The organism is Streptomyces sp. GLSS-08, assembly GCF_056387915.1.
Genome location: NZ_JBWJAQ010000002.1, coordinates 219,315 through 232,297 on the forward strand (window position 1 = coordinate 219,315; position 12,983 = coordinate 232,297).

Here is a 12,983-nt window from a genome sequence, read left to right on the forward strand (position 1 = left end):
AGCACTGCTGCGCCCTTGTCGAGTTCCGTTGCCGGCTGCTACTGGGCCAGGCGTCCGCTGTCGTCGTGGCGCAGGCGCAGCTCCCACGCCTCCTGTGGGGATGACTGGGCCAGCCCGGCGGCGAGTTGGCCCGGGATGACGTGGGCGGCGAGCGTGGCCCGGTCGGCGGGCGGTCCGGTGCCGGGCAGCCCCTCCAACCCACCGCCCTGCGGCGGTACCTTCGCTTTCTGTACATGCCCACTTCGCGCGCGTGACGTCCGGGGGCCGTTGCACGCTTCCAAGATCGCTAAGTCGAGTGTCCTCGACTGTACTGCTCTTGACGAAAGGGAGTTGTCGCGTGACCAGGTCCCGGCCCATCCGTCCGGTCTTCCTCGCCCTGTCCACCGTGTTCGTCGCCTTCGGTGCGACCCTGCCCGCGCAGGCGGACAGCGACGGCGGAACACTGCCCGCGATCACGCCCACGGCGGAGACACCCGCCCTGTACGACGACGAGGCCGGGGGCGACGCCAACGCGGACGACCCCGCCATCTGGCGCAACAACGCCCAGCCGGGCCGCAGTCTGGTGATCGCCACCGCCAAGCAGGGCGGCCTGCGCGTCTACGACCTGGACGCCCGCCCCGTGCAGTCCGTCCCGGCGCCGCCGGCGCAGTCGCCCGACGACGCCCCCGGACGCTTCAACAACGTCGATCTCGTCAGCGGCCTGAAGCTCTTCTCCGGGCGCGCCGATCTCGCCGTGACCAGCGACCGCGGACACGACAGGCTCCGCTTCTACCGCATCGACCGCGACGCCCCCGGCGGCCCCCTCAAGGACGTCACCGCCCCCGACGCGCCGCCCGTCTTCTCCGCGGACCAGGCCGAGATCAACGACCAGCGCACGGCGTACGGCCTTGCCACCTGGACCGACCGGAGGACCGGGCGCTCCTACGCACTCGTCAGCCGCCGCGAGCGCACCTCCGTCGCCCTGCTGGAGCTCACCCCGAAGTCCGGTGGCACGGTCGGCTACCGCAAGGTGCGCACCCTCGACCTGCCGTCGTCCTTCCGGCTGCCGGACGGCACCTCCTGGTCGCCCTGTGGGGAGCCCGGCGAACTGCCCCAGGTCGAGGGCATGGTCGTCGACCCGGCCGACGGCGTGCTGTACGCGGGGCAGGAGGACGTCGGCATCTGGCGCGTGCCCGCCGACCTCACGGGCACCCCGGTCCTCGTCGAGAAGGTCCGTGAGTACGGCGTACCCGGCACGTACGACGAAGCCACCGAGGAGTGCGCCGCGGGCGCCGATCCCGGCTTCGGCGGCACGCGGCTGACCGCGGACGTCGAGGGCCTGACGCTCCTGACCGAGTCCGACGGCGACGGCTACCTCCTCGCGTCGAGCCAGGGCGACAACACCTTCGCCGCCTACGACCGCGAAGTCGAGGACGACAACGAGTACGAGGGCGGCTTCCGGGTCGCCGCCGCCACGAGGGAGCTGGACGGCTCCGAGCAGTGCGACGGCGCCGCCGTGCTGAACGCGTCCCTCGGCTCGAAGTACCCGAACGGGCTGCTGGTCGTCCAGGACGGCGAGGAGACCCCCGCCGTCGGCGAACGCGAGGCGACCGGCTTCAAGTTCGTCGACCTGAAGAAGGTCAAGGACAGTCTCGACGACTGAGTCCCGGCAGCACCCGTCAGGCCGCCCGGCCGGAGCGCGCCGTCCAGCGCCCGCCGTGGCGGCCGACCTCGATCGGGCGGCCGAAGCAGGCCGTCAGCCGGGCCCCGGTCAGCACCTCCGCGACCGGGCCCGACGCCTGGATCCGTCCCTCGCGGAGCAGCAGGGCGTGTCCGATCGCGGGGGACAGCTCCTCCAGATGGTGCGTGACGGTGATCGTCGCCAGCCCGGGCCGGCCGTCGGCGAGCCGGCGCATCGAGTCGATGAGGTCCTCCCGGGAGGGCAGGTCCAGCGCGTTGAACGGCTCGTCCAGGAGCAGCAGGGCGGGGTCCGCCATGAGCGCGCGGGCGATGAGGATCCGCGCCCGCTGTCCGCCGGAGCACACGCCGTACGGCCGCTCGGCGAGTTCCTTGACGTCCAGTTCGGCCATCAGCGCGTGCGCACGGTCCCGCACCTCGGCGCCGTAGGTCCGCCACAGCGGCTGCACGGTGCCGCTGTGCCCGGTGAGCACCACGGTGAGCCCGGGCGCGTCCTGCGGCACGCGCTGCGCCGGGGACACCAGGCCGATGTGCGCACGCAGTTCCCGTACGTCGACGCGGCCGAGCCGGTGTCCCAGCACCTCGACCGTGCCGCTGGTGGGATGCATCAGCGCGCCGATCAGCCGCAGCAGGGTGGTCTTGCCGGCCCCGTTGGCACCGAGCAGCGCCCAGTGCTCACCGGAACGCACCCGCCAGTCGACACCGTCGAGAATGACCTGATCCGTGGTGAGGCGGCGCACGCTCACCCCGTCGAGGGCGGCGACGATCCGCCCGTTGTCCGTGGTGTGCACGCTCACCCTCGGTCCTCCCCGTGCCGCGCGGCTCGCCGGCCGCCCAGCCGGCGAGCGGCAGTCCCCGGGGGTCTGATCCCCCGCGCGCCAGGGTAGCTATCGCTGCACATACCAGTCGGGGCGTCCGTTCCTCGGACGGTGGCGCCGTCCGGGGAGGGCGAAGGTCGCCCGCGGGAGGACGAGGGCACCGTCCGCCGGGAGGGCGAGGGGCACGGCGGGCGCGCCGCTCCACCCGTCGTTACGATGGAAGTGATCTTCGCGCGCCTTCCCGGCCCGCCGCCGAGGGGGCCCACCCGAGGCAGGAGGCCGCCGTGCGCACGGTCGCGGTGAAGTCCGTACAGCTGGCGGGAGGGCCGCTGCTGCCGTACGCCGAGGCGGGCCGTCCCGACGGCATCCCCGTGGTCTTCGTGCACGGCATCGGGGACTCCTGGTGGACGTTCGAGCCCCTGCTCAGACAGCTTCCCGCGGCGCTGCACGCCTTCGCCCCCACCCAGCGGGGACACGGCGACGCCGAACGGCCCGCGGACGGCTACCGCCCGGAGGACTTCGCCCGCGACCTGGTGCGGTTCCTCGACGCCGCCGGGATCGAACGCGCCGTCCTCGCCGGAGCGTCCAGCGGCGGGGTGCCCGCCCGGATGGTCGCGGGCAGCCACCCGGACCGCGTCGCGGGGCTGGTGCTGATGGGCGTACCGGCCGTGCTCGACGACAAACCCCGCCTGGCGGCCCTGTGGGAGAGCGTCCGGCAACTGCGGGACCCGGTGCCGCGTTCCTTCGTCGAGGACCTGCTCGACGGCATGACGAACCGGCCCGTGGGGCGCGGATTCATGGCGACGATGACCGAGGAGAGCCTCAAACCGCCCGCGTACGTGTGGCGCGAGACGCTGCGCGGCCTGCTGGAGACGGACCTCGCCGCGACCCTGCGGGGAATCCTCGTCCCGACCCTGCTGCTCTGGGGCGACCGGGACGGCTTCCTGTCCCGTGCCGACCAGCAGCTCATCCTGGACACGATCCCCGGCTCGGCCCTGGTCGTCCACGAAGGCTGTGGCCATCTCCTGTACTGGGAGCAGCCCGAGCGCGTCCTCCAGGACATCGCCGGATTCGCCGCGCGGGTCGTGCCGCGCGGCCCCGGCGGTGATGCCTCCCGGGACGGCGTGACGCGGGGGAGCGGCGGCGCGGGCTCCGGATGACGTCGTGATCAGCGCGACGTTCAATGAGTGGGTCGGACGCGTCGTACGGAGGAGCAGCCCATGCCGGCCACCCGATCCACCCCAGGAGGCGGACGAGTACGGGCCGGGAGGCTGCGCCGGCTGGGGGAGTGGTGCGCCCGGCACTTCGCGATCGTCATCGCGGCCTGGCTGGTCGCCGTCGTCGCCCTCCAGGTGCTGGACCGCTCGTTCGGCGGGGACTACTCGGACAATTTCTCGCTCTCCGGCGTCCAGTCGCAGCAAGGCCTGGACGTCCTCGAGAAGCACGACCCGGCGGCCGGCGGCTACAGCAGCCAGATCGTCCTGCGCGACACGAGGACACCGCTGACCTCGCTCGGATCGCAGATGAACCAGACCGTCACCGATCTGGGGAAGCTGCCGCACGTGCTGTCGGCGCAGAGTCCGCTGCCACCGCCCGGGACCCCGCCGCCGTCCTCCCAGCAGAACGTGGGACCGCTGTCCGGCGACGCGAAGACCGGCTACATCACCGTCCGCTTCGACGTCCAGCCGTCCACGCTCGGCGACGCGTACCTCGCCGGCGTCGACAGCTCCGTGCAGCCGTTGCGGGCCGCCGGCGTCGACGTCGACTACGGAGGCCCGCTCGGCGAACTGGCCCGGCCGGCGGCGGACGACCGCGTCAGCGAACTGATCGGTTTCGCGGTGGCGATCGTCGTACTGCTGGTGGGCTTCGGCAGTGTCCTCGCGGCGGGCATTCCGCTGCTGACCGCCCTGATCAGCGTCGTGGGCGGCCTGGCCTGCCTCGGACTGCTGGCCGCCGCGTTCACCTTCGCCACGGTGTCACCGACGCTGGCCACGATGATCGGGCTGGGCGTCGGCATCGACTACGCGCTGTTCCTCATCACCCGGCACCGGCAGCACCTCATCGACGGCGCCGACCCGGTCACGGCGGCGGGCCGGGCCACCGCCACCAGCGGCCGGGCCGTGCTCGTGTCCGGCTGTACCGTGATCATCGCGCTCGCCGGACTGTCCGTCTCCGGCGTCGGTTTCATCGCCAGACTCGGGGTCGCCGCGGCCGTGACGGTCGTCTCGGCGGTCGTCGGCGCGCTCACCCTGGTCCCCGCTCTGCTGGGACTCCTCGGCCGCCGCATCGACCGCTACCGGGTGCGCCGCCCCGTCGCGGAGACCGACGCGGTCGCGGGCGAACCGGTCCAGGGCACCTGGCACCGCTACGCGCAGCGCGTCCAGCGGCGTCCCTGGTGGTTCCTGGCCGGCGGAGTCCTCGTGGTGCTGGTGCTCGCGATTCCGCTGCTGTCCATCCAGCTCGGCCACATCGGCGACGGCGCGGATCCGAAGTCGTTCACCGACCGCCGGGCCTACGACACCATGGCGCAGGCCTTCGGCCCCGGTTCGAACGGCCCGCTCACCGTCGTCATCGACCAGAGCGCCGTGCCCGCCGACCAGCGCTCCGCACTGGCCTCGCAGGCGCAGAAGTCGCTCGCCGGCGTACCGGGCGCGGCCACGGTCACGCCGCTGACCGCCACCAAGGACGGAGACGTCCTGGTGGGCACCGTCTTCTCCGCGCAGGCCCCGCAGAGCTCGGTGACCACCGACCTGACGAACCGCCTGGTCGACCAGACCCTGCCGCAGGCCCTGTCCGGCACCGGCGCCAAGGGCTACGTCACCGGGACCACGGCCGCTCAGGTCGACTTCCGTGACATCGTCGCCGCCCGCCTCCCGCTGATCATCGCGGTGGTGGTCGCGCTCGCCTTCCTCGTCATCCTGATCGTCTTCCGCGGACTGCTGGTCGCGCTCAAGGCGGCGGTGCTCAACGTGCTGTCCATCGCCGCCTCGTACGGCGTCGTCGTCGCCGTCTTCCAATGGGGCTGGGGCGGACCCGCCCTGGGCGTGTCGGGCAAGGTGCCGATCGAGAGCTACGTGCCGATGATGATGTTCGCCATCATCTTCGGACTGAGCATGGACTACGAGATCTTCCTGCTGTCGCGCGTCCACGAGGCGTGGCTGCGCACCGGGGACGCCGGTGGGAGCGTGGCGCACGCCCTGGAGATCACCGCCCGCGTCATCACCTGTGCGGCCCTGATCATGGTGAGTGTGTTCGCCGCGTTCATCGTGAGCGACAACATCGTGGTGAAGATGCTCGGCCTGGGGCTGGCCGTGAGCGTGCTGATCGACGCGACCGTCGTACGGCTGCTTCTCGTACCCGCCGTGATGACACTTCTGGGCAGTCGCGCCTGGTGGACGCCGCGGTGGCTGGACCGCGTGCTGCCGCACGTCGACCCGGAGGGCGAGCACGGCTGAACCGGGGGCACCGCCCGTTCGCTCGCGGTCGGCCCTCGGTCCCGGCTCGCTCCGACGGCCCTGCGATGATCGACGGCAGCACTTGTCCGCAGCCGTTCGCAACCGTCGGACGGGCCGCGCCCCGACCGCCCGGCGACGGGTGGCGCCCGGACGCGGCCGCGTCCCGTGAGGAGCCCCAGGTGACGTACGACGTCGACGCCGTGCGCGCGCAATTTCCCGCCCTGCGCGCCGGAACCGCGCACTTCGACGGGCCGGGCGGCACACAGACGCCGACCCCGGTGATCACCGCCATCGCCAACGCCCTCGGCAGTCCCCTGTCGATCCGCGGGACCACGGTGCCGGGTGAGGTGAACGCCGAGACGGCCGTGCGGGAGTTCCGGCAGGCCATGGCGGACCTGCTGGGCGCCGAGCCCGGCGGGGTCGTCTTCGGACGCAGCGCCACCCAGTTGACGTACGACTTCGCGCGCACGCTCGCCGCGACCTGGCAGCCGGGCGACGAGGTCGTGGTCAGCCGCCTGGACCACGACGCCAACATCCGCCCGTGGGTCCAGGCCGCCGAGCGCACAGGTGTCCTGGTGCGGTGGGCGGACTTCGACCCCGGCACCGGGGAACTGCCCGTGTCCGCCGTCGGTGACCTGCTCTCGGAGCGGACCCGGCTCGTGGCGGTCACCGCCGCCTCCAACCTGATCGGCACCCGTCCGGCCGTCGCGGAGATGGCCCGCCTGGTCCACCGGACCGGTGCGCTCCTCCACCTCGACGGAGTCCACTACGCCGCGCACGACTTCGTGGACGTCACGGAACTGGGCGCCGACTTCTTCGTCTGCTCGCCCTACAAGTTCTTCGGCCCCCACCACGGAGTGCTCGCCGCCCGCCCCGAACTGCTGGAGACGCTGCGTCCGGACAAGCTGCTGCCGTCCACGGACGCGGTTCCGGAGCGTTTCGAACTCGGCACGCTGCCCTACGAGATCCTCGCCGGCACCCGGGCCGCCGTCGACTTCCTCGCCGGACTCGCTCCCGGGGCCGGCGGGAAGGGCGGCCGGCGGGAGCGCCTGCGGGCCGCGTTCGCCGCCGTCGGCGGCCACGAGGGCGCGCTGCGCGAGCGGCTGGAAGGGGCGCTCGCCGGGCTGGAGGGCGTCACCGTCCACTCCAGGGCGGCCGACCGCACGCCCACCCTGCTCGTCACCTTCGACGGCCGGCCGGCGGCGGACGCGTACCGCTTCCTCGCCGGGCTGGGCGTGCACGCGCCCGCCGGGTCCTTCTACGCGCTGGAGGCCTCGCGGCACCTGGGTCTGGGCGAGACCGGCGGTCTGCGTCTCGGCCTCTCCCCGTACAACGACACGAGCGACGTCGACCGGCTCGTGGAGGGCCTCGCCGACTTCCTGAAGTCGTAGGCGTCCCGAGCGCGCACGCGCGGTATTCGGGGGTACTAGGGCCTGTCCGACAATGCCCTTCGTCGTCCGGAGGGCGGCGCCGCGAGGCAGACGGGAATTGTCGGACAGGCGCTGGCCCCGCAGCGGTGTGCACCCCACAGGAGGACGCGTGACCCTGCCCACGAGTGCGACAGATGTGCCGGGATGGACGCGGCTGAGAGCGGTGTGGCCGACGGCCGCGCGGCGGGTTCCCGCGGCGATGTGGAACGACAACGTGTCCGACTGGGCGGCGGCACTGACCTACTACGCCGTCCTCGCGCTCGTGCCCGCGCTGCTCGTGACCGTCTCGCTCATCGGTCTGGTCAGCCCGGACCTGACCGACCGGCTCATCGAGCACGTGACGACCTGGGCCCCCGCCGAGTCCGGTGCCCAACTGCACAGTGCCCTCCGGGACATGGCGGACGAGCGCTCCGCCGCCCTGACCGTGGCGGTGGCGGGCGGGGTCGCCTCGCTGTGGTCGGCCTCCAGCTATCTCGCCGTGTTCCGGCGCGCCCTGCACACGATGCACGGGATCCCCGACCAGCGTCCCCTCATGCGCCGGCTGCCCCGGATCGTGCTGACCGCCCTGACCCTGCTCGCCCTGCTGGTCGCGAGCGCGTTCGCCCTGGTGCTGACCGGGCCGCTCGCCGAGGGGATCGGTGAACGGAGCGGCACCGGCCGGACCGCCGCGGCCACCTGGTTTCTGCTGCGCTGGCCCGCGCTGGTGTGTCTGGTGGCGCTGCTGGTCGTCGTGCTCTTCCGCAGCGGGCCGCCGGTGGCACGGCAGCGGCGGCACGCCCTGCCCGGGGGAGTCGTGGCCGCGGTGCTGTGGCTGATCGCCTCGGCGTGTTTCTCCCTCTACGCCTCCGGCATCGGAAGCTACGGACGGCTCTACGGATCGCTGGCCGGCGTCGTCGTCTTCCTCATCTGGCTGTGGGTGTCCCACCTCGCCCTGCTGGCCGGGGCGCAGTTCGCGGTCGAGGTCAGCCGCATGCCGTAGGCGGCCCCGTCTCGTGGCACCGGTCCGCCCTCCGCTCATTGCACTGGTCGCCGTCGACCAGCGGGACGGCGCGGTCGTCGCCACCGCCGCGCTCGACGCGCGGGGACCGGAGACGGCGCAGCTGCGCAGGGTGTACGCACGCCCCGGGCACCGGAGGCGGGGACTGGCCCGGCGGCTGGTCGGTGAACTGCTCGGCTTCGGCTTCGCCGCCCGGGACGGCGGCTACCAGGCCGTGTACCTGCACACCGACCCGTCCGTGCCGGGCGCCGAGCAGTTCTGGCGTTCGCTCGGCAAGGTCGCGTGCGACGAGCGCGCACACGCGAACAGCCGGGCGGCCAGAGCGCCCGGGAATGCTGCGGAAGAGTGGCCCGCTCCTGCCGTATCAGGGCGGTGGTGTACGTGGAGAGCGGAGCCCGGGCGACGTGGCGGTCCGGCGACGCGCAGCCGGTTGCCTCGGGGCGCTGGCGGTGACCGCGGCCGACGGGCCGCGGTGGCCGCGGCCGAGACGGTGCGGGCCACGGCCGGCGTGACCCAACCATGCCCTCGTGTCCGTTCCGTCCCGCATCCGTAGGGGCGTTCCAGGGAAATCCGCGAGGCCGTCCGCACGCTCTCCCATTGGGCCGTGTCGGGCGTCGACTTGGGGGCATGCGGACTTCACCACATCGACAAAGGAGATCTCATGCTCGGCATCGTGGCAGCGGTCCTGTTCTTCATCGCATTTCTGATCAACGCGGCTGACATCTCGACGAACGACGTGTTCACCTCGACCAACTTCATGCTCATCGGACTCGCGCTGCTCGCCCTTCATGTCGCGGGGATCGGCAGTGGCTGGTCGAGCCGCAGACGCTGATGTGGCGAGGCGGCGGAGTGCGGCGATGACGCCGCGCTCCGCCGCTTTGCTGTGCGCGGGGTCCGACAGTTGTTCATCGGGGGCTCCTGGGACCGGCGTTCGGGCATGCGTGGGCCAGTGATTCAACGGACGTTGGCCATTGACCCCCGACCGCGTCCACGGGTGCCGGCCGGAAGGCGGAAGGCTGCCGAATACGGCCCCGTTCGGGGGGTATTGACTGCTGTGGAGCGCGGCGGGAGCGGCATTCCGCATCTCGCCCACCTGGCAATTTTGCATCGGAGACGGCTCATTGACCGGCCGCGCCGAGGGTGCGGACACAGAGAGGAGCAGCGTGTTCATCGAAAGAATCTGGTCGTACCCGCCGCAGTGCGGTCACTCGGAAGGGTACGAACTCACGGGATACGTCGTCGAGGCGACCGACGGGACGATTGGGCACGTGGACCGGCAGGCAGACGACTCCGGGACGCGGCATCTGATCGTGGACACCGGGGTGTGGGTGTTCGGGAAGAGTGTCCTGGTGCCGGCCGGCATCGTCACCGGAGTCGACACCCAGGCGCAGAAGATCACCGTGGCGTGCACCAGGGACGAGGTCAAGTCCGCCCCCCTGTTCAAGACCGACCGGGAGACCCTGGACCCCGGATACCTGGGCCGGGTGGGCAGCTACTACGAGAGCCTGCCGCCCAGGCAGCCCGCCTGACCGGCACCGGGCTTCGTCCGGGGCGACGCATCCGTACACCCTCCACGTCCGGAAGGAACACGGGCCACCTGATGTCCCGGTGCCCGCCCGGAGAAGTGCCCGAGCGCCACAAGAACGGAAAGAGTGTGCCGATGTCCGACGAGTTGGAGGCCACCGTCACGCACCGTTCGGCCAAGGACTCTTTCGTCGTGCGGGTGGGCGGTGACATCGACTACGCGAGTGCGTCGAGGCTCGAGGAAGCCCTGGACCTCGCGCACCGAGTGGGTGCCCCACGCGCGATCGTCGATCTCTCCGGCACGGATTTCGCCGACTCGTCGATCCTGCACGTTCTGCTCGCGGCACAGCGCGCCCACCGGGCCCGCGGCAGTCTCATGGTCGTGGCGGGCCCCTTCAGCGAGACCGTCAGCAGGCTCTTCGACGTGACGGGAACCGCGGGCTTCTTCGTGCTGGCCGACACTCTGCAGGCGGCCATGTGCCTTCCCCTCCCCGGGGACGAGCACTGAGGGCCGGCCCCTCCTCCCGCAGCAGCCCCGGGACATCACCATGGAGCGGTGTCCCGGGGGCAGGAGGTCAGCGGCCCGGCCCCGTCGGAAGCGGGCCGCGGAACCACGCGCAGGCAACGCCGATGCGCCTGTAATGTCTGACGTCCCGTCACCGAGCGCTGTTCTCGGTCCTGTTGGAACGTCGCCTGAGTATCCAGGGCAGGAGGTACCAGCAGAACGCGAACCACAGCATGACGGCGCCCGCGAGGAATTCGGCGAGCAGGCTGGGCAGCACCACATGCAGAATGAGGAGCACGGTGCAGCTGATGGTGAGCGCCAGGAAGACGATGCCGCACATCATCAGGCGCCCGGCGGCGACGACGAGTTCGTCCTTCATCCGCTGGCCCGAGAGGAAGCGGTGGATCGAGACCGGTGCGATGAGGGCGCCGGTCGCGGCGGCGCCCAGGATCACGGTGACGACGTAGACCGTACGGTCGAACGTGCCCAGTTCCTTGAACAGCGACGTGAAGGCGACGCTCAGCAGGAAGCCGAACAGGATCTGCACGCCGGTCTGCGCGACCCGCGTCTCCTGCAGGATCTCGTTCCACCGCCGATTGGCGCGCTCCTGCTCCGACTCCCCGGTGTCGGAGTCGTTCCCGTTCTGCCGGCTCTGCGCGGCTCGCTCGGCCGCCTCGTCCGCGGCCTGAGATCTCTGATCCATCAGACTCAAGGCAATGCTCCTCTCCCCTGGCCCCTGATCGGGCCTCCGACTCCTTGTACCCCCCAAACGCCCGATCACGACCTGACCAGGCGGCATGCCTTGCCTGCGCGTACGGGGACGAGCCGGGCCGCCGTGGCCGACGATGCCCTGCGGTTCGCCCCGGTCCGGGCCGGGGTGTCGGGCCGGTGGTGGGCCGGTGGATTCTCCCCGGAGTCGGCGCCCGGTGCCCGACCGCCCCGAGTGTTCCGCCGCGTATCGCGGGTAGACGCGCAGAGCGGACCGAAGGTGACGGTCCGGGCAAGGGGACCGTGATGGTGGAAGCTGTAGCTGGCGAGGGTGACGCGGACATGGTTCTGCCAGGAGCGTTGCCGTGGGCCGGAGCCGTCTATGACGGCGCATCCGAGTCGGTCGGGGAGGCCCGGCACTTCGCCGCCGACTTCATGGAGCGATTGCAGCGGGCATACCGCCTCGTGGTGTCCACCAAGGTGATCGGTGCGGTGCAGCTCGTCGTCAGCGAGCTGGTCACGAACGTCTGCAAGCACGCGCCGGGGCCCTGCGCCCTCGACCTGGTCCTGATCGACCGGTCCCTGGAGATCAGGGTGTGGGACAGCAGCTTCGACGTGCCGGTCGCCCAGGCTCCCGACCCGGCACGGGTCGGGCGGCACGGCCTGGAGATCGTGACGGCGCTGTGCGGCGGGATAGACGTCCGGCGCGAACCGGTCGGAAAGCGGGTCAAGGTACGCATCGCCCTGACCGGGGCGCCGGCGTAGCCGTGCGTACGGCGCCGCGGACACGGGTGCGCCGGTGCCAGGACAACCACCGCCCAGGGTGACGGGCGGGAGTTCCACCTCCCGGCTCACGGGGAAGGCACTGGCGCGTCCGGCTTCCCCCTGCTTCTCCGGCACTGCTGTCGCCTGTTACCCCGAGGGGCACCTGTGCCGGAACAGGGCCCCTCGACGAGCAATCCGTCCGCCTCCCGGCGGGCCGCTCCTTCGTCGAAGCGGCGGTGAGCCGCCGGCGGAGACTCAGCCGGCAGCGGGCTCTCGCCGCGCGTCGTCCTTGGTGGGCTCGGACGTGGTCGTGGCGGTGTAGAAGACGGACGAACCCTGCTTGCTGCGGTGGGCATGGCTCTTGGCGACAAGGCCTTCGAGGGTGGTGCGCACGACCGTGGTCTTGATGCTGCGGTCCGGGTGGGCCTGCGTCAGCGCGGAGGTGATCTCGGCAGCGGAGCGCGGCTCCTTCTGCTCCTCGAGGTGGCCGCGGATCAGCTCGACGAGGGTCGGCTTCGCGGCGCCCTTGTCGGTCTTCTCGGTAGCGGATGCCGCGCTCTTGGCGGCGGGCTTCGCGGCCGGCTTCGTGGCCGAGGAGGTCTTGGTGGCGGAGGCCGTCTTCGCGGACGAGTCCGTCTTATTGGCCGCCGTGGCCGCGGTGCCCGCAGTGGACTTGGCGGCCGTGGTCGCCTTGGTGGCGGGCTTCCTGGCCGCCGTCTTCCTGGCGCTCGCGGAGACGGCCTTCTTCGCCTTGCTCTGCTTCGGCCCGGACTTGCCCGGCTTCGCCTCGGCGGCCGTGGCCTGGTGAGGCACGGTCGGTGTCGCCCTGATGTCCAGCTGCGCGGCCGACTCGGCGGCCGCGATGTTTCCGGCACTCAGCGCCTGCTGCATCGTCAGCAGCACGGTGTGGTCGTGCTGGAGCGCGCGCAGTTGCTCCTGCAGCGCCTCGATCTCGGTGCTGATGCGCTCCTGCTCCTTGGCGTTGCGCTCGAGGTCGCTCGTCACCTGGGCGACGTACTGCGAGGTCAGTTCGGTGGAGGGAGCTTGGGTGTCGGGCATGTCAGCGGCCTTTCTCGAATTCGCGGCCGCGGCGGTGAAAGGAAG

Annotated in this window: 13 protein-coding genes and 1 pseudogene; 10 read left to right on the forward strand and 4 right to left on the reverse strand. The window is 71.8% G+C overall.

The window, feature by feature from the left end:
• Positions 1 to 38: 38 nt before the first annotated feature.
• A complete protein-coding gene (locus AC0ZLC_RS03665) occupies positions 39 to 197 on the reverse strand; it encodes a hypothetical protein (RefSeq protein ID WP_476750397.1) in 159 nt (52 codons plus the stop codon).
• A 140-nt stretch (positions 198 to 337) separates the two neighbouring features.
• Between AC0ZLC_RS03665 and AC0ZLC_RS03670 the strand changes: the two genes are divergently transcribed.
• Positions 338 to 1,642, forward strand: coding sequence for a phytase (locus tag AC0ZLC_RS03670; RefSeq protein ID WP_476750398.1), 1,305 nt, complete (start codon positions 338 to 340; stop codon positions 1,640 to 1,642).
• Between the two features lie 16 nt (positions 1,643 to 1,658).
• Here AC0ZLC_RS03670 and AC0ZLC_RS03675 read toward each other — a convergent pair whose 3' ends face one another.
• Positions 1,659 to 2,474, reverse strand: a complete 816-nt coding sequence (locus AC0ZLC_RS03675) for an ABC transporter ATP-binding protein (RefSeq protein WP_476750399.1) — start codon at positions 2,472 to 2,474, stop codon at positions 1,659 to 1,661.
• A gap of 305 nt (positions 2,475 to 2,779) precedes the next feature.
• Between AC0ZLC_RS03675 and AC0ZLC_RS03680 the strand changes: the two genes are divergently transcribed.
• The 8 genes and pseudogenes from AC0ZLC_RS03680 to AC0ZLC_RS03715 all read left to right on the forward strand — a co-directional run bounded on the left by AC0ZLC_RS03680 (position 2,780) and on the right by AC0ZLC_RS03715 (position 10,409).
• Positions 2,780 to 3,655, forward strand: coding sequence for an alpha/beta fold hydrolase (locus tag AC0ZLC_RS03680; RefSeq protein WP_476750400.1), 876 nt, complete (start codon positions 2,780 to 2,782; stop codon positions 3,653 to 3,655).
• A gap of 60 nt (positions 3,656 to 3,715) precedes the next feature.
• Positions 3,716 to 5,950: an MMPL family transporter gene (locus AC0ZLC_RS03685; RefSeq protein WP_476750401.1), complete on the forward strand. Its 2,235-nt coding sequence runs from the start codon at positions 3,716 to 3,718 to the stop codon at positions 5,948 to 5,950.
• A gap of 179 nt (positions 5,951 to 6,129) precedes the next feature.
• A complete protein-coding gene (locus tag AC0ZLC_RS03690; protein ID WP_476750402.1) occupies positions 6,130 to 7,341 on the forward strand; it encodes a cysteine desulfurase-like protein in 1,212 nt (403 codons plus the stop codon).
• Between the two features lie 148 nt (positions 7,342 to 7,489).
• Positions 7,490 to 8,359 (forward strand): YihY/virulence factor BrkB family protein, encoded by an 870-nt coding sequence (locus tag AC0ZLC_RS03695; RefSeq protein WP_476750403.1) that lies wholly within the window; start codon positions 7,490 to 7,492, stop codon positions 8,357 to 8,359.
• A gap of 13 nt (positions 8,360 to 8,372) precedes the next feature.
• Positions 8,373 to 8,672 (forward strand): annotated as a pseudogene (locus tag AC0ZLC_RS03700) (GNAT family N-acetyltransferase); the annotation flags it as partial.
• Positions 8,673 to 9,038: 366 nt separating this feature from the next.
• Complete coding sequence (locus AC0ZLC_RS03705; RefSeq protein WP_183117244.1) at positions 9,039 to 9,209, forward strand: hypothetical protein; 171 nt, start codon at positions 9,039 to 9,041, stop codon at positions 9,207 to 9,209.
• Between the two features lie 331 nt (positions 9,210 to 9,540).
• The gene (locus tag AC0ZLC_RS03710) at positions 9,541 to 9,906 is read left to right on the forward strand and encodes a PRC-barrel domain containing protein (RefSeq protein WP_476750404.1); all 366 of its coding nucleotides are present in this window, start codon (positions 9,541 to 9,543) and stop codon (positions 9,904 to 9,906) included.
• Positions 9,907 to 10,037: 131 nt separating this feature from the next.
• Complete coding sequence (locus AC0ZLC_RS03715; RefSeq protein WP_476750405.1) at positions 10,038 to 10,409, forward strand: STAS domain-containing protein; 372 nt, start codon at positions 10,038 to 10,040, stop codon at positions 10,407 to 10,409.
• A gap of 148 nt (positions 10,410 to 10,557) precedes the next feature.
• Here AC0ZLC_RS03715 and AC0ZLC_RS03720 read toward each other — a convergent pair whose 3' ends face one another.
• On the reverse strand, positions 10,558 to 11,109 hold the full coding sequence (locus tag AC0ZLC_RS03720; protein WP_476750406.1) for a DUF6328 family protein: 552 nt from the start codon (positions 11,107 to 11,109) through the stop codon (positions 10,558 to 10,560).
• 347 nt (positions 11,110 to 11,456) lie between these two features.
• On the opposite strand from AC0ZLC_RS03720, the gene AC0ZLC_RS03725 reads away from it, so the two are divergent.
• Entirely contained in the window at positions 11,457 to 11,879 is a 423-nt protein-coding gene (locus AC0ZLC_RS03725) for an ATP-binding protein (protein ID WP_476750407.1), read from the forward strand.
• Between the two features lie 255 nt (positions 11,880 to 12,134).
• On the opposite strand, the gene AC0ZLC_RS03730 is transcribed toward AC0ZLC_RS03725, so the two are convergent.
• The gene (locus tag AC0ZLC_RS03730; RefSeq protein WP_476750408.1) at positions 12,135 to 12,938 is read right to left on the reverse strand and encodes a hypothetical protein; all 804 of its coding nucleotides are present in this window, start codon (positions 12,936 to 12,938) and stop codon (positions 12,135 to 12,137) included.
• Positions 12,939 to 12,983: the final 45 nt, after the last annotated feature.